The sequence below is a fragment of the Streptococcus sp. bf_0095 genome, from assembly GCF_004166885.1.
In the GTDB taxonomy this organism is placed as follows: domain Bacteria; phylum Bacillota; class Bacilli; order Lactobacillales; family Streptococcaceae; genus Streptococcus.
In genome coordinates this window covers 701842-720040 of record NZ_RCYU01000001.1, presented here as the reverse complement: position 1 = coordinate 720040, position 18199 = coordinate 701842, and the positions used below count along the sequence as shown (strand labels likewise).

At 42.7% G+C, this 18199-nt stretch carries 12 protein-coding genes; all 12 read left to right on the top strand.

Going from position 1 to position 18199, the window contains the following annotated elements:
• Positions 1-120: 120 nt before the first annotated feature.
• Positions 121-2022, top strand: coding sequence for a 1,4-alpha-glucan branching protein GlgB (gene glgB, locus EAI95_RS03665; protein WP_129822222.1), 1902 nt, complete (start codon positions 121-123; stop codon positions 2020-2022).
• A gap of 117 nt (positions 2023-2139) precedes the next feature.
• Positions 2140-3282 (top strand): glucose-1-phosphate adenylyltransferase, encoded by a 1143-nt coding sequence (locus tag EAI95_RS03660; protein ID WP_048717190.1) that lies wholly within the window; start codon positions 2140-2142, stop codon positions 3280-3282.
• The gene (gene glgD, locus EAI95_RS03655; protein ID WP_129822221.1) at positions 3272-4408 is read left to right on the top strand and encodes a glucose-1-phosphate adenylyltransferase subunit GlgD; all 1137 of its coding nucleotides are present in this window, start codon (positions 3272-3274) and stop codon (positions 4406-4408) included. Before EAI95_RS03660 ends, glgD begins: the two co-directional genes overlap by 11 nt.
• A complete protein-coding gene (gene glgA, locus EAI95_RS03650; RefSeq protein ID WP_129822220.1) occupies positions 4408-5835 on the top strand; it encodes a glycogen synthase GlgA in 1428 nt (475 codons plus the stop codon). The genes glgD and glgA overlap by 1 nt, the downstream gene beginning before the upstream one ends.
• Positions 5836-6080: 245 nt before the next feature.
• Complete coding sequence (locus tag EAI95_RS03645) at positions 6081-12008, top strand: ZmpA/ZmpB/ZmpC family metallo-endopeptidase (RefSeq protein ID WP_129822219.1); 5928 nt, start codon at positions 6081-6083, stop codon at positions 12006-12008.
• 267 nt (positions 12009-12275) lie between these two features.
• The gene (locus EAI95_RS03640) at positions 12276-12476 is read left to right on the top strand and encodes a F0F1 ATP synthase subunit C (protein ID WP_006596628.1); all 201 of its coding nucleotides are present in this window, start codon (positions 12276-12278) and stop codon (positions 12474-12476) included.
• A 32-nt stretch (positions 12477-12508) separates the two neighbouring features.
• Entirely contained in the window at positions 12509-13225 is a 717-nt protein-coding gene (atpB, locus tag EAI95_RS03635; protein WP_117744049.1) for a F0F1 ATP synthase subunit A, read from the top strand.
• Between the two features lie 15 nt (positions 13226-13240).
• A complete protein-coding gene (gene atpF / locus EAI95_RS03630; protein WP_023026624.1) occupies positions 13241-13735 on the top strand; it encodes a F0F1 ATP synthase subunit B in 495 nt (164 codons plus the stop codon).
• A complete protein-coding gene (locus tag EAI95_RS03625; RefSeq protein ID WP_120702143.1) occupies positions 13735-14271 on the top strand; it encodes a F0F1 ATP synthase subunit delta in 537 nt (178 codons plus the stop codon). The genes atpF and EAI95_RS03625 overlap by 1 nt, the downstream gene beginning before the upstream one ends.
• Positions 14272-14286: 15 nt before the next feature.
• The gene (gene atpA, locus EAI95_RS03620) at positions 14287-15792 is read left to right on the top strand and encodes a F0F1 ATP synthase subunit alpha (RefSeq protein ID WP_129268804.1); all 1506 of its coding nucleotides are present in this window, start codon (positions 14287-14289) and stop codon (positions 15790-15792) included.
• Between the two features lie 15 nt (positions 15793-15807).
• Complete coding sequence (locus tag EAI95_RS03615; RefSeq protein ID WP_031573410.1) at positions 15808-16695, top strand: F0F1 ATP synthase subunit gamma; 888 nt, start codon at positions 15808-15810, stop codon at positions 16693-16695.
• A gap of 88 nt (positions 16696-16783) precedes the next feature.
• Positions 16784-18190, top strand: a complete 1407-nt coding sequence (gene atpD, locus EAI95_RS03610; RefSeq protein ID WP_129822218.1) for a F0F1 ATP synthase subunit beta — start codon at positions 16784-16786, stop codon at positions 18188-18190.
• Positions 18191-18199: the final 9 nt, after the last annotated feature.

The window sequence follows — 18199 nt, the reverse complement described above, 5'->3', positions numbered from 1 at the left end:
TCAAAATTTTTTCATAAATTTTCATCGTAATATTCAAGAAAAAATCTTGAATATTTCAACTATTTATAGTAGAATAATACTAATAGGAAGCGCTTACATAAAAGCGAGAGAGGTGAGTGAATGGATACGAAACAAGCATTGTATACATTTGGAACTGGGGAGAACTTTCATCTTCAACATTATCTAGGGGCTCATAAAGAGCAAGTAGATGGTGTGGAAGGGTATAGTTTCCGTGTATGGGCTCCAAATGCTCAGGCAGTACACCTAGTAGGTGATTTTACCCAATGGGAAGAAAATGAAATTCCTATGGTGCGAAACGAAGCTGGTGTTTGGGAAGTTTTTACAACTGCACCTCAAGTTGGCGATATCTTTAAGTTCCATGTTACAAGACAAAATGGCCATCGCTTGATGAAGGTGGATCCTTTAGCAGTCCGCATGGAAAAACGTCCGGGTACTGGAGCAGTCATTACGGAGATTCCTGAGCGGAAATGGAAAGATGGACTCTGGATGGCGAGACGGAGAAAACTTGGCTTTAGATCTCGTCCAGTAAATATTTATGAAGTTCACGCAGGTTCTTGGAAACGCAACGAAGATGGAAGCCCTTATTCGTTTGCTCAGTTGAAGGAAGACTTGATTCCTTACTTGGTAAAAATGAACTATACCCATGTGGAGTTCATGCCGGTGATGGCTCACCCGCTTGGATTAAGTTGGGGCTACCAATTGATGGGTTACTTTGCCTTAGAGCATACCTACGGAACACCGGAAGAGTTTCAGGATTTTGTTGAGGCCTGTCACTTGAATAACATCGGGGTGATTGTGGACTGGGTTCCAGGACACTTTACCATCAATGATGATGCCTTGGCTTATTACGATGGAACACCAACCTTTGAATACCAAGACCATCATCGTGCCCACAACTATGGCTGGGGAGCTTTGAACTTCGACCTAGGGAAAAACCAGGTCCAATCCTTCCTCATCTCTAGTGTGAAGTTCTGGATTGAGTTTTATCATTTGGATGGAATTCGGGTCGATGCGGTCAGCAACATGCTTTACTTAGACTATGATAGTGGACCATGGACACCAAATATTGATGGTGGAAATCTCAACTATGAGGGGATCCATTTCCTTAAGCGGATGAATGCTGTGATTAAATCAGAACATCCGGATGTTATCATGGTAGCGGAGGAAAGTTCATCTGGCACCAAGATTACTGGTCCAGAAGAGTATGGTGGTTTAGGATTTGACTACAAGTGGAATATGGGTTGGATGAATGATATCCTTCGCTTCTACGAGGAAGATCCTATTTATCGGAAATTTGATTTTAACTTGGTGACCTTTAGCTTTATGTATGCCTTCTCTGAAAACTTCTTGTTGCCATTTTCTCACGATGAAGTGGTCCACGGGAAGAAGAGTCTTATGCATAAGATGTGGGGAGATCGCTACAACCAGTTCGCTGGCTTGCGAAACCTCTTGACCTATCAGATTTGTCACCCAGGTAAGAAATTGCTCTTCATGGGTTCAGAGTTCGGCCAATTCTTAGAATGGAAGTCTGAAGAACAGCTAGAATGGTCCAATCTGGAAGATGACATGAACCGCAAGATGCAAGAGTTTACTTCCCAGCTCAATCAATTCTACAAAGATAACAAGATGCTCTGGGAAATTGATGATAGCTATGATGGTATTGAGATTATTGATGCAGATAACCGAGATCAAAGTGTCTTGACCTTTACTCGTAAGGATAAAAAAGGGAATCATCTGCTATGTATCTTTAATATGGCCCCAGTAGAGCGCAAGGACTTTACAGTCGGCGTCCCTGTTGCTGGAGTCTATGAAGAAATTTGGAATACAGAATTAGAGAAATGGGGAGGTGTCTGGAAAGAGCACAACCAGGAAGTGAAGACTCAAGAGGGATTATGGAAAGATTATCCACAAACCTTGACCTTCACCTTACCGGCTCTTGGAGCTAGTGTATGGAAAGTGAAACGTAAACTTCGTTCCAATGTGTCTAAAACAAAAAAATAGTTGTTGGTGATCAACTGATCGCAGTCTATGATCCCATTCCTAACTTTGTAGAAGAAGTTACAGCACCTCTTCTCAGAAGTGGGAAGAAGGTCTCGTCAATCCAAAAAGGAGTAATCAATGAAGAATGAAATGCTAGCTCTGATCCTTGCTGGTGGGCAAGGAACTCGCCTTGGAAAACTCACTCAAAGCATTGCCAAACCTGCAGTGCAATTTGGGGGACGTTATCGTATTATTGACTTTGCCTTATCCAACTGTGCCAACTCAGGTATCCACAATGTTGGCGTGATTACTCAGTATCAACCGCTTGCCTTAAACAACCATATCGGAAATGGTTCTAGTTGGGGTCTTGATGGTATTAATACTGGGGTTTCTATCCTTCAACCTTATTCTGCAAGTGAAGGAAATCGTTGGTTTGAAGGAACAAGTCATGCGATTTTCCAAAACATCGACTACATCGATAGCATCAATCCAGAGTACGTGTTGATCCTTTCTGGAGACCATATCTACAAGATGGACTATGACGACATGCTTCAGTCTCACAAAGATCACAATGCCAGCCTTACAGTAGCTGTATTGGATGTGCCTTTAAAAGAAGCTAGCCGTTTCGGAATTATGAATACGGATGCCAACAATCGAATTGTCGAATTTGAAGAAAAACCTGCAGAGCCAAAATCAACAAAAGCTTCTATGGGAATTTATATCTTTGACTGGTCTCGTCTTCGCAACATGCTAGTGGCTGCAGAGAAGAGTGACATCGATATGTCTGACTTTGGTAAAAACGTCATTCCAACTTACCTTGAATCTGGAGAAAGTGTCTATGCTTATGAATTCAATGGCTATTGGAAAGACGTGGGGACTATTGAATCTCTCTGGGAAGCGAATATGGAATATATTGATCCAAACAATGCCTTGGACAGCCGGGATCGTCACTGGAAGATTTATTCTCGTAACTTGATTTCACCACCAAACTTCTTTGGCGAACATGCCCATATTGAAGATTCCTTGGTAGTGGATGGGTGCTTGGTAGACGGAACAGTAAAACGTTCTATCTTGTCTACGGAAGCACAAGTTCGTAAAGGTGCAGTCGTTGAAGATTCTGTTATCATGAGTGGTGCCATTATCGGTCAAGGTGCTGTGATTAAACGTGCTATTATCGGTGAAGGAGCAGTTGTTTCAGAAGGTGTTGTCATCGATGGAACGGAAGAAGTACAAGTCGTTGGATATAACGAAAAAGTGGGGGTAGCAACAGATGAAGATTGATAAGTATTCAGCCATTTTAGGAAACACAGTAGGCTTCCATGATATGTCGTCATTGACAGATCATCGTCCTGTTGCCAGTCTGCCATTTGATGGGAAATATCGCTTGATCGACTTCCCGCTTTCTAGCCTTGCTAACGCAGGAATCCGTAGTGTATTTGGTATCTTCCAGCAAGAAAATATCAGTTCTGTCTTTGACCATATCCGCTCTGGTCGTGAGTGGGGCTTGTCAACTCTTTTGAGTCACTACTATCTCGGTATCTACAACACTCCAGTAGAAAGTTCAAACGTTGGCAAGGAATATTATGAGCAACTATTGACCTATTTGAAACGCTCTGGTTCGAACCAGACAGTCGCTCTTAACTGTGATATCTTAGTAAACATTGATTTGAACCAAGTCTTCCACTTGCACAATACCGTTGACAGACCAATCACAGTGGTGTACAAAAAGATGCATCATCGTGACATCTCTGAAGTAAATGCGGTTTTAGAAATCGATGAGACAGATCATGTACGTGGACAAAAGTTGTTTGATGGAACTGATCCAGATGCTCTCTATAATATGTCAACGGATATCTTTATCGTTGATACACCATGGTTGATTGAAAAATTAGAAGCAGAAATCCATAAAGAACATCCAGAAAAATTGCGTTATATCCTTCGTGATTTAGCAGTAGAACACGGTGCCTTCGCATTCGAATACACTGGCTATATTGCCAATATTCACTCTGTTGAATCTTACTACCGCGCTAATCTTGACATGTTGGAAACCAACAAATTCATGTCTCTCTTCTCACCAAATCAAAAAGTTTATACCAAGGTAAAAAATGAAGAGCCAACTTACTATGCTCCTGGTTCGCAAATTAAGAATTCGCAATTTGCCTCAGGAAGCATTGTCGAAGCTTTGGTACATGATTCTGTCATTTCTCGTCGTGTTCATCTTCACAAGGGGGCAGAAATTCGTAGCAGTCTCTTGTTCCCAGGTGTTGTTGTCCATGAGGGAGCAGTCGTAGAGCATGCGATTCTTGACAAGGGCGTCGTAGTTGAAACTGGCGTTACCATTCGTGGAACTAAGGAAGCACCTCTTGTGATTAAAAAAGGTGCTGTGATTACAGAGGATATTGGATAATGAAATTATTGTTTGTTGCCGCTGAAGGAGCTCCCTTTTCAAAAACAGGGGGCTTGGGAGATGTGATTGGAGCACTTCCTAAATCCTTGGCTAAAAAGGGACATGATGTCCGTGTCGTCCTTCCTTATTACGATATGGTGGAGGCAAAATTTGGCGATCAGATTGAAGATGTGCTACACTTTACTACAAAGGTAGGTTGGAGAAGTGAGTATGTTGGGGTAAAACGTATTTTTAGAGATGGTGTTACCTTCTACTTCATTGATAATCAAAAGTACTTCTTTAGAGGACACGTCTATGGAGATTTTGATGATGGGGAGCGTTTTGCCTTCTTCCAATTGGCTGCGCTTGAGATGATGGAACGTGTAGATTTCATTCCAGATATCGTCCACGCTCATGACTACCATACAGCCATGATTCCTTTCCTTCTTAAGGAAAAATACCGTTGGATTCAAGCTTACAATGGTATTAAGTCTGTCTTGACCATCCATAACCTAGAGTTCCAAGGTCAGTTTGACCCGGGGATGTTATGGGATTTGTTTGGAGTTGGATTTGAGCGTTATGAGGATGGCACTCTTCGGTGGAAAGATTGCTTAAACTGGATGAAGGCTGGGATCCTCTATGCTGATCGTGTGACGACGGTTTCACCAAGTTATAGTTATGAAATCAGAACAGCTGAATATGGTTGTGGCCTCGATCAAATCTTACGCATGGAATCTGGTAAATTAACGGGGATTGTGAATGGAATCGATACAGACCTCTACAATCCTGAAACAGACCCGCTCTTGACCTATCATTTCAATAAAGATGATTTATCAGGAAAAGCAGCAAGTAAGCGAGCTCTTCAGGAACGTGTCGGACTTCCGGTTCGTGATGATGTTCCCTTGTTTGGAATCGTTTCTCGTTTGACCCGACAAAAAGGCTTTGATGTGGTGGTTGAAGAATTACATAACCTCTTACAAAAGGATATCCAAATCGTTCTTTTGGGAACGGGAGATCCTGGTTTTGAACATGCCTTTTCTTGGTTTGCTCAAGCTTATCCAGATAAACTCTCTGCCAATATTATGTTTGATGTCCAGTTGGCGCAAGAAATCTATGCTGCTTCGGATGTTTTCTTGATGCCAAGTCGTTTTGAACCATGTGGACTATCTCAAATGATGGCTATGCGCTATGGTACGCTACCATTGGTTCACGAGGTAGGGGGACTGCGAGATACAGTACAAGCCTATAATGTGCTTGATGGCAGTGGTACTGGCTTTAGCTTTAACAACCTATCTGGTTATTGGTTGAATTGGGCTGTCGACCAAGCTTTGACAGTTTATACTCATGATAAGGATGCTTGGTACGGTCTCCAAAGAGAAGCCATGAGTCGTGATTTCTCTTGGGATACGGCTAGTCAACACTATGCGGATCTCTATCAGTCCTTATAAGATGAATGAAAACGCCTATTTTTAGGCGTTTTTTTCTTGAGGAAGTAAGAAGTTGCAACTAAAATATAGGGAATGAAATAAAGGAAAAAATCTAAGTAAAATAAGTTGCTAAAAGATACGAAAAAAGATAAGATAGATAAAGGTAAAAAATCACAGGAAGCTGGTTTAGGGAAAGTGTTGACCTTTTCCAAAAATAAATGAGATTTCCTATGATTTACAAATATTACTATGTAGGAAGTTATAGGATGAAACAAAGAAGACAAGCTTTTGAAAAGATTACCAAGTATTCGATTCGAAAATTATCCGTCGGAGTGGGTCCGGTTGCTATTGGAGCCCTTCTTTTTGCAGGGAGTGTATTAGGAGCGCCTTCTGTACAAGCTGATCAATTCACGGCAGAAGCGACAGTTCATATGGGGTATGTCACGGAAAATGAGTTGGCTCCTGAGGAACAAGCTCAGGTGATTCGTGCTATTCCTGAAGAATATCAAAATGAAGATACCTTTTATCTGGTCTATAAGAAGAAAACACCTAGTCAAGGTCTATTGCCACAAACAGGGACGACCGAATTGGCGATTGCTGGCCTTAGTTTAGGGACTGCCTCTTTAGCAGTTCTTTTGCTGTCCAAAAAACATCGTAAAAAAGTAATGGGACTCCTATTAATTGGTTCCATGGGGCAAAGCTTACTCTTATCCATTGATGCCGCAGCCTTGCAAAATATTGAATTAGCAAGCTACAATCAGACTCTTTCAATTGCAAGCAGTAAAGAACTAGCCAATGGTGTCATCCAGATAGAAGGCTATGACTATGTTGGCTACCTTCGTTGTCCAGTTGATCCAAGAGCTACGGGCCAAGAACCTCATGTAAGAGTGGAGGAGAAGCCAGTGTCCCAACCTGCAACAGAAGGAAAGACTCTATCGCAGGTAACACCTGAAGAGGGTCCTGCTTTTCCTATTGTGGACCAGCCAAACGTTGAAGTTTCAACAGAAAGTATTCCGTTTGAAATGGTAGAACAAGCAGATCCTACTTTAGAAAAAGGTCAAACAAGGGTTCTAAGAGCTGGACAAAATGGTGAACAGACTGTTTTAACAGAAGTGAGTACGGTAAATGGTCATGAAGTTCGCAAGGTAGTTGAAAGCAAGGTTACTAAAGAACCAGTTGCACAAATTCTTGCTGTCGGGACCAAGGAGGATGTTCAACCAAGTCCACAACCTGCCCCAGTGGTCACAGCTAAGGGAACGCAGGAAGAAGGTCATGTGGGAGAAGCGCCTGTTCAGCCGGAAGTCCCAGCCTATACCGGTGTGGTGGAAGCTAAGGGAACCCAAGAAGAAGGTCATGTAGGAGAAGCGCCTGTTCAACCGGAAGCCCCAGCCTATACCGGTGTGGTGGAAGCCAAGGGGACCCAAGAAGAAGGCCATGTCGGCGAAGCCCCGGTTCAACCAGAGAACTCAGAATATACCGGTGTTGTTGAAGCTAAGGGGACCCAAGAAGAAGGCCATGTCGGCGAAGCTCCCATTCAACCAGAGACTCCAGCCTATACAGGCCTGGTGGAAGCCAAGGGAACCCAAGAAGAAGGTCATGTCGGCGAAGCTCCTGTTCAACCGGAGAACCCAACCTATCAAGTAATAGAAGGGACGGTAACAGAGACAGAAACGGTGGCCCTCCCATATGCAACAGAGTATGTAACGGATGCCAATCGTTACACCGATGAAGAGAGCCTCCTTCAAAAAGGCGAGGCTGGTAGCCAGGAAATTCGCCGTGTCTATAAAACAGTCAATGGTGAGAAAGTTGGAGAGCCCCTCAGTACGACAACTGAAACTGTAAAAGCTCCTGTGACAGAAAAAATTAGTCGAGGAAGTAAGGCGATTGAAGGCCAAACAGAGGATGTTTCGTTTGAGGAAATTCCATTTAAGACGGTAACCGAACAAGATGCTACCTTGTTAAAAGGAAGCGAAAGGGTTTCTCAAGCTGGTAAGAATGGGAAGAAAAAAATCACCAAGGTCTATAAGACCATCAAGGGGGTTAAAACGGCGGATGCTCCTACTGTTTCTGAGGAAGTAGTTGAACAAGTCCAAGATCAGATCATTCAAAAAGGAAGCAAAGAACTTGAAAAGCCTACCTTAACCTTGACTCAGGTCGATAAGGAAGAATTGAAGCGCAGTGCCAAAGCTACTTATCGTTTGGATAAACCAGACGGTGTGACCATCAAGTCTATCCAGGCTGTATTGAAGAAGGGCGATCAAGTGGTGAAAACTTTTGCCCTTTCTGAGACGGATTTAGCGGCTGCTTTAGCAGACTTAGACTACTACAAGGATTATACGCTCGCAACGACCATGGTCTATGACCGTGGAAATGGGGATGAAGAAGAAGTTCTTAAGGAAGAACCGCTAAGACTTGACCTTAAAAAAATTGAAATCAAAAACATCAAGGAAACCAGTCTGATTAGCGTGGATGACCAAGGTCTTGAGACCGATAGCAGCCTCTTGACTGAAACACCGTCTGATGTGAAGCCATACTACTTAAAAGTTACCACCCATGATAATAAGGTCACGAAACTAGCCGTTGATAGAATCGAAGAAGTGACGGTAGATGGCGCGACCCTCTACAAAGTAACAGCCAAAGCTCCAGATTTGGTCCAACGGACTGCAGACAACCAGTTCAATGAGGACTATGTCCACTATATTGCGAAACCAAAAGCTCATGAAGGTGATGTCTACTACAATTTCAACGAACTTGTAAAAGCCATGCGAGCCAATCCGACTGGTACCTTTAAATTGGGTAGCAATATGAATGCGGCCAATGTCCAGCCAGCAGGAAAATCTTATGTAACCAATGCCTTCAAGGGAATTTTGGAAAGTACAGAAGGTAACAAATTTGCCATCCATAATATCACGCGTCCCTTGTTTGGGAACATCGAAGGTGGCTCGGTTAAGAATCTCTTGCTTGAAAATGTCAATATTGATCTACCTGGGACAGATCGAGTAGCCCCAATCGCAGGTATCATCAAAAACAATGCAACTGTCGAGAACGTTAAAGTAACAGGAAGTGTTGTCGGGAACAATGACGTAGCAGGGATCGTCAATAAAATTGATGGTAGTGGGAAGGTCAGCAATGTTGCCTTTATCGGGAAACTGCACGCTACTGGTAACAAAGGTGGCTATCTAGCGGGTGTTGTTGGCGAAAACTGGAAAGGTGTTGTTGAAAAAGCTTACGTTGATGCTGAAATTACTGGGAACAAAGCCAAAGCTGCAGGTCTCGTCTACTCCTCCCAAAATGGTGGAAATAACCACACGGTTGGTAAAGAAGGGGTCCTCAGAAATTCAGTTGCTAAAGGTTCAATTGAACTCAAAGAAGCGGTGCAATCTGGTGGATTACTAGGGACCAACTGGGCCTTGGGGACTATCGAAGACAACATCACGATGATGAAAGTCAAGACGGGTGAGATGGTATTTGGTCACTCAGATATAGACGCAGATGATTACTTCACCTATTCAAGAACCAAGCGCAATTACAGTGTGGAAGGCGTGAGTGAAGGGAAGAAAACCTTTAACAACTCCCGTAAAATTCCAAGTATCTCACTAGCAGAAGCTGAGCAGAAAATCGAAGCAATGGGAATCACTGCTCAAACATTTACCAGCAGCAAACCGATTGAAGACAAGCTCAATAACCTCGTTAACAAAGACGATCAATACAAGGCAATCACTGCTTACGATGCCACTCGTGAGCTAGCTTACCGCAATATCGCTAAATTGCAACCTTTCTATAATAAAGAATGGATTGTCGACCAAGGGAATAAACTGGCTGCAACTAGTCCTCTCTTGACCAAGGAAGTCTTGTCTGTGACCGCTATGAAGGGAAATGATTTTGTCACTGAATTAGCGGATGCGGACCACATCCTGATCCACTACGCAGATAAGACCAAAGATGTCTTCAGCATTTCACCGAAAGAGTCTAAAGTCAAACAAGTCAAAGAGTACAGTGTAGCGGAGCTCGGTGAAGTAGTCTACACGCCGAATATGGTGGACAAAGACCGGAGCGATCTCATCAGTGCTATCGTAGGGAAATTAAGTCCTGTAGAATTACAATCAGATCCAATCTACACACATCTTGGTCGAACAGGTCCTAACAAAGTCAATGCCATTAAGAACCTTTACCTTGAAGAAAGCTTCCAAGCAGTCAAGGATAATCTGACTCACTTTGTCAAACAACTGGTTGAAAACCAAGACCATCAATTAAATACAGATGAGGCTGCCAAACGGGCCCTTATCAAGAAAGTTGATGACAACAAGGCCGCTGTTCTTTTGGGTCTCTCTTACCTCAACCGCTATTATGGAGTGAAGTTTGATGATGTCAATCTTAAGCAGCTCATGTTGTTCAAGCCAGACTTCTATGGGAAGAATGTTGATGTCTTAGACCGTTTGATTGAAATTGGTTCAAAAGAAGACTACATCAAAGGGACTCGTACCCACGATGCATTCCGTGAAGTTGTGGCTAAATCGACTCTTTCTGGTAACTTAAATGACTTCCTGAAATACAATATGGAGCTCTTTACAAGTGATACAGACTTGAATGATTGGTTCATCAAAGCAACCAAAGACAATGTCTATATTGTGGAACCTAAGACGACCAACCCAGCATTCGTGTCTGCTAAACACAGAGCCTATGAGGGCTTAAATAATGATGTTCACGGTAAAATGATCTTGCCACTCTTGAACTTAAAAGATGCTCATATGTTCTTGATTTCAACCTACAATACCATGGCCTATAGTTCCTTCGAGAAATATGGCAAGAACACGGAAGCAGAACGCAATGCCTTCAAAGCCGAAATTGATAAGGTGGCTAAAGGACAACAGAATTACCTAGATTTCTGGTCACGTCTAGCAACGGATAAGGTACGCAATCAACTCTTGAAGAGCAATAATATGGTGCCGACCCCTGTCCTTGATAACCAAAACTACAAGGGCATTAGTACAGACCGTTATGGCCACACCAACAGTGGCAAAGATGTCGCTCCAATTCGGGAGTTGTATGGTCCAACCGATCGTTACCATGCGACAGATTGGCGCATGGGAGCAGTGGCTCGAATTTACGGAAATCCTTATAAAGATGATTCCGTCTTCTTCATGGTAACGGATATGATCAGTGATTTTGGGGTTTCTGCCTTTACGCACGAAACGACGCACGTCAATGACCGTATGGTTTACTTAGGTGGTTGGAGACACCGCGAAGGAACAGATATTGAAGCCTTTGCCCAAGGAATGCTCCAAACCCCATCTGTATCAAATCCAAATGGGGAATACAAAGCCTTGGGTCTCAATATGGCCTATGAACGTCCAAATGATGGCAACCAATGGTACAATACCAATCCAAATGACCTCACCTCACGTGAGGAGATTGACCGTTACATGAAAGGTTATAATGATGCCCTCATGCTTCTGGATTATCTAGAAGGGGAAGCTGTTCTCAATAAAGGCAGTCAAGACTTGAACAATGCTTGGTTCAAGAAGGTCGATAAACAATACCGAGGAGCTAACACCAAGAATCAATTCGATAAGGTCCGTCCTTTGAGTGATGAGGAAAAAGCCATTGCTTTGCATACAGTAGATGACCTCATTACCAACAACTTTATGACCAATCGTGGTCCTGGAAATGGAGTCTATAACCCATCTGACTTTGGTTCAGCTTATGTGACTGTGCCAATGATGACAGGGATCTATGGTGGCAACACCAGTGAAGGGGCTCCAGGAGCTATGTCCTTCAAACACAATACCTTCAGAATTTGGGGTTACTATGGCTATGAAAAAGGCTTCCTAGGATATGCTTCGAACAAGTATAAACAAGAGTCCAAACAAGCTGGACTTGCCACTCTAGGGGATGATTTCGTTATTCAGAAGATTTCTGATGGAAGATTCAATAATCTTGAAGAATGGAAGAAAGCTTATTTCGAAGAAGTAGTGAATAACGCTAAAAAAGGAATTCAATCTATTGACATCGACGGTAAAACCTACAATAGCTATGAAGACTTGAAACGTGCATTTGCTGAAGCAGTGGATAAAGATAAAGCAACCCTAAGTAACGGCTCTGTCAAATTTGACAATACTGTTTCACTGAAAGAGAAAGTCTTTAAGAAATTGCTACAAGAAACGGACAGTTTCAAAACCTCGATTTTCAAATAATCGAAGAACTCATCTGCTGAGCAGATGAGTTTTTATGTTTGGTAAAATTAGGTCTCCTGCTGATAAAAATAGTATAAATTTTTATTGAAAGCAAAAATAGACAAAGCGTCTAAAAATGATTAGAATCTTTTGAAAGCTAGTGACAAGAGGAATTTTGAAAGTAGTAACAGAATTGCTATAAAACGTTTTCTTTCTAGGCAAACATTTGACTATTATATCTTTTAGGAGTAAACTAAAGGAGTAAAATTTATTTAAGGAGAATTCATCATGAATTTAACATTTTTAGGTCTGTGTTTTGCCTGCTTCGGCGTGTCCATTGCTGAAGGATTGATTATGAGTAATCTTTTCAAAGCTGCTTCTCGTCAACCAGAGATTATCGGTCAATTACGTAGCCTTTTAATCCTTGGGATTGCCTTTGTAGAAGGTACCTTCTTCGTAACCTTGGCCATGGCCTTCGTTATTAAATAGACTTCTCTATTTAGGAAAGGAGGTGTCAAACCTTGGAAGAAAGTGTGAATCCAACCCTAAATATTGGACCAGTATCCTTTGATTTGACCCTACTTGCCATGTCTCTTGTAACTGTTTTGATGGTCTTTGCCTTTGTCTATTGGGCAAGTCGCAAAATGACCCTCCGTCCTAAGGGCAAACAAAATGCTCTTGAGATGATTTACGACTTTGTCATTAGTTTTACCAAGGGGAACATTGGAGAGCATTATATGAAGGATTATTCTTTGTTCTTGTTTTCTCTCTTTCTCTTTATCTTGGTGGCCAATAATATTGGCTTAATGGCAAAAATCCAAACAACAAACGGTTATAACTTGTGGACTTCCCCAACGGCTAACCTCGGCTATGACTTATCTCTCTCCTTTATGATCACCTTGATCGCTCATGTGGAAGGAGTGCGTCGTCGAGGCTTTAAGGAATACTTGAAGGCCTTTGCAACTCCTGGTTTTATGACCCCGATGAACCTCCTAGAAGAGGTGACCAATTTTGCTTCCTTAGCAATTCGGATCTACGGGAATATTTTTGCCGGTGAAGTATTGGCAGGCTTGCTCTTAGCCTTGTCTCAACAAGCCTTTTATTGGTATCCAGTAGCCTTTATTGGAAGCATGTTATGGACAGCCTTTTCAATTTTCATTTCATGTATCCAAGCCTATGTATTTACCATGTTGTCATCCATGTACATAGGTAAAAAAATAAACGGTGAGGAAGAGTAAGTAGAGGAGTAGAAGATGGATTTAACAATTGGTACCATTATTGGTGACTTTATACTGATCGCTGGTTCCTTCCTCTTATTAATCTTTTTAGTAAAGAAATATGCTTGGGGTAATATTACTAGTATTTTGGATGCGCGTGCTGAAAAAATTACCAACGATATTGACGAAGCAGAGGCAGCCCGTAAAAAGGCTGAGGAACTAGCTGCAAAACGCGAAGCGGAGTTGGCAGGTAGTCGTCAAGAAGCAACGACAATTCTTGAAACGGCTAAGGAAACAGCCGAAAAAAATAAGGCTCATATTCTTAGTGAAGCTAACCAAGAAGCCCTTCGCTTGAAAGAAAAAGCGCAATTAGAAATTTCGCAAAATAAAGAAGAAGCGATGAACAGTATCAAGGGAGATGTCGCAGACCTAACCGTCAACTTGGCAGGTAAATTGCTAAGCCAACAGTTGGACTCTGAAGGCCATCGCCAACTGATCGATCGCTACCTAAATGAATTAGGAGATGCCTAATGGACAAAAAGCAATTAATGGTAATTGAGAAATATTCCCAGCCTTTTGTTCAATTGGTATTTGAAAAGAATCAGCAAGATGACGTTTATGAAAAATTAAGTCAAATTAAGGCTGTTTTTGAAGAAACAGGCCTTGCTGCATTTTTAGCTCATATCGGTGTAGAGGATGAAGAGAAAGCGAAGAGTCTTCGACTCTTTCAAAACTCGGATTCAGCATTACTAGACCATTTGATTGAAGTGGTTATTCTCAATCATCGTGAAGCCTTATTTTATGACATTGTCAGAGTTAGTATGGATCAAATTCAACAGCTGAGCAACTGTTTCGAAGTAACCGTTTCTTCGGTTGCCGGACTGGATCAGGCTCAAAAAGAAAAGTTGATCCCTATTATTGAAAAGAAATTTGGTATCCAAGTTCGTTCGCTTAAAGAAGAACTGGATCCAGATCTGATTGGTGGTTTTGTGGTTTCAGCAAATCACAAGACGCTTGATACCAGTCTCAAACGTCAATTGCAAGTCATAAAAGCAAATTTGAAATAGAAAGTGGTGTGAATTTTGGCGATTAACGCACAAGAAATCAGCGCTTTAATTAAGCAACAAATTGAAAATTTCCAGCCAAATTTTGACGTCACAGAGACCGGAGTCGTTACCTATATTGGTGACGGGATTGCGCGTGCTCATGGCCTTGAAAATGCAATGAGTGGGGAGTTGTTGATCTTTGAAAACGGCTCATACGGAATGGCGCAAAACTTGGAAACGACAGATGTCGGGATTATCATCCTTGGAGACTTCACAGACATTCGTGAAGGAGACTCGATTCGTCGGACTGGTAAAATCATGGAAGTCCCTGCTGGGGACGCCTTGATTGGTCGGGTTGTCAATCCTCTTGGTCAGCCAGTGGATGGCTTGGGAGAAATCGTAACAGATACCTTCCGTCCAGTTGAAACACCAGCTCCTGGTGTTATGCAACGGAAATCTGTATCAGAACCTCTTCAAACAGGTTTGAAAGCCATTGATGCCCTCGTTCCAATCGGACGAGGCCAACGGGAGTTGATCATCGGAGACCGTCAAACAGGGAAAACCTCGATTGCCATTGATACTATCTTGAACCAAAAGGGTCAAGACATGATCTGTATCTATGTCGCTATCGGTCAAAAAGAATCAACAGTTCGGACACAAGTAGAAACACTTCGTAAGTATGGGGCTATGGATTACACCATTGTGGTGACGGCATCAGCCTCACAACCATCTCCACTCTTGTTCCTTGCACCTTATGCAGGGGTTGCTATGGCCGAAGAGTTCATGTACAATGGCAAACACGTTTTAATCGTCTATGATGATTTGTCTAAACAAGCCGTTGCATACCGTGAATTGTCTCTTCTTCTTCGTCGTCCGCCAGGACGGGAAGCCTTCCCAGGGGATGTTTTCTACCTTCACAGCCGTTTATTGGAACGTTCTGCGAAAGTATCGGATGAATTGGGTGGTGGTTCCATTACTGCGCTTCCAATCATTGAGACACAAGCAGGGGATATTTCTGCTTATATCGCGACTAACGTAATTTCGATCACAGATGGCCAAATCTTCTTGCAAGATAGCCTCTTTAACTCAGGAATTCGTCCAGCCATTGACGCAGGATCATCTGTGTCACGGGTTGGTGGATCAGCCCAAATCAAGGCTATGAAGAAGGTTGCGGGGACTCTCCGTATTGACCTAGCTTCTTACCGTGAGTTGGAAGCCTTCACCAAGTTTGGTAGTGACTTGGATGCCGCTACTCAAGCTAAGTTGAACCGTGGTCGCCGGACAGTAGAAGTCTTGAAGCAACCAGTCCATGAACCATTAACTGTCGAAAAACAGGTAGTCATCTTGTATGCTTTGACACATGGATTCTTGGATAGTGTACCTGTTGATGATATCCTTCGCTTTGAAGAGGAATTGTTTGCCTTTGTAGAAGTGCATCATCCAGAAATCTTTGAAACCATTCGGACGACCAAAGATCTTCCAAGTGAAGAAACAATGGATGCAGTGATTACTGACTTTGTCAACCAATCAAGTTTCAAATAGAAATAGGAGTGGCAGATGGCAGTTTCTTTAAATGATATCAAAAATAAAATTGCATCGACAAAGAATACCAGTCAAATTACAAATGCTATGCAGATGGTATCTGCTGCCAAACTTGGGAAGTCTGAGCAAGCTGCCAAGGACTTCCAAATTTACGCATCTAAGGTTCGTAAGCTATTGACCGACCTCTTACATGGACATGAGGCTGAGAATGATAAGTCTAAGTACCATCCATTTTTAAAGAGTCGGCCTGTCAAAAAGTCTGCTTATATTGTCATCACTTCTGACCGTGGACTAGTGGGAGGATACAACGCCTCTATTCTCAAGTCTGTCATGGAATTGAAGGAAGAATACCATCCAACGGGTGAGGATTTTGAAGTCATCTGTATTGGAAGTATTGGGGCAGATTTCTTTAGAGCAAGAGGCATCCAGCCGGTTTATGAACTACGTGGCCTAGCTGATCAACCAAGCTTTGATGAAGTGCGGAAGATCATTAACAAGACAGTCCAAATGTATCAAAATGAATTGTTTGATGAATTGTATGTCTGTTATAACCACCACGTCAATAGTTTGACCAGTCAATTGCGGGTTGAGCAAATGCTTCCGATCATTGACTTGGACCCCAACGAAGCAGATGAAGATTATATCTTGAATCTGGAGTTGGAATCAGACCGAGATGCGATTTTGGATCAATTGCTTCCACAGTTTGCTGAAAGTATGATTTATGGAGCCATCGTTGATGCCAAAACAGCTGAAAATGCTGCCGGTATGATGGCCATGCAAACAGCAACAGACAATGCCAAGAAGGTAATTGATGAATTGACCATTCAATACAACCGAGCTCGTCAGGCAACCATTACGCAAGAAATTACGGAAATTGTTGCAGGAGCGAGTGCGCTTGAGTAGTTGATTCGATGCACATTTTAACAATACAAAAATAAGCTTGCTTATATGTATGACCAAGCTTAGAAACTTAATAGAATAGGAGAATGACATGAGTTTAGGCAAAATTTCTCAGGTTGTAGGTCCTGTCGTTGATGTAGCTTTTGCTGCGGGCGATAAACTCCCTGAGATTAATAATGCGCTTGTAGTCTATAAAAATGACCAACAAAAATCAAAAGTCGTTCTTGAAGTAGCTCTTGAACTTGGGGATGGTGTCGTTCGTACCATTGCCATGGAATCAACAGATGGCTTGACTCGTGGGATGGAAGTATTGGACACTGGTCGTCCAATCTCTGTACCTGTCGGAAAAGAAACTCTTGGACGGGTCTTCAACGTCTTAGGAGATACCATTGACTTGGAAGAAGCATTTCCAGAAGAAGCTCCTCGTGAATCCATTCATAAAAAAGCTCCATCCTTTGATGAGCTTTCTACTTCAGAAGAAATTCTTGAAACAGGGATCAAGGTCATTGACCTCCTTGCCCCTTACTTGAAAGGTGGGAAGGTCGGACTCTTCGGTGGTGCCGGAGTTGGGAAGACCGTCTTGATTCAAGAATTGATCCACAACATTGCCCAAGAGCACGGTGGGATCTCTGTATTTACCGGAGTTGGAGAACGGACCCGTGAAGGGAATGACCTTTACTGGGAAATGAAAGAATCTGGCGTTATCGAAAAAACAGCCATGGTCTTTGGACAAATGAACGAACCACCAGGAGCACGGATGCGTGTAGCTTTGACTGGCTTGACTATTGCGGAATACTTCCGTGATGTCGAAGGTCAAGACGTTCTCTTGTTTATCGACAATATCTTCCGTTTCACTCAAGCCGGTTCAGAAGTATCTGCCCTTTTGGGACGGATGCCATCAGCCGTTGGTTACCAACCTACTTTGGCAACTGAAATGGGACAATTACAAGAACGGATTACCTCAACCAAGAAAGGTTCTGTTACATCGATCCAGGCCATCTACGTGCCAGCCGATGACTATACCGACCCTGCCCCAGCAACGGCCTTCGCCCATTTGGACTCAACCACCAACTTGGAGCGGAAATTGGTTCAATTGGGGATCTACCCTGCCGTGGACCCATTGGCATCTAGCTCCCGTGCCCTTTCTCCAGATATCGTCGGAGAAGAGCACTATGCAGTGGCTTCTGAGGTCAAACGCGTCCTTCAACGCTACCACGAATTGCAAGATATCATTGCTATCTTGGGAATGGATGAATTGTCTGATGATGAAAAGACCTTGGTAGCTCGTGCCCGTCGTATTCAATTCTTCTTGTCTCAAAACTTTAACGTGGCGGAACAATTCACTGGTCAACCTGGTTCTTATGTACCGGTTGCGGAAACTGTACGTGGCTTTAAAGAAATTTTGGATGGGAAGCATGACCACTTGCCTGAGGATGCCTTCCGTGGAGTTGGTTCGATCGAAGATGTGATTGCAAAAGCTGAAAAAATGGGATTCTAAGAAGAGGTG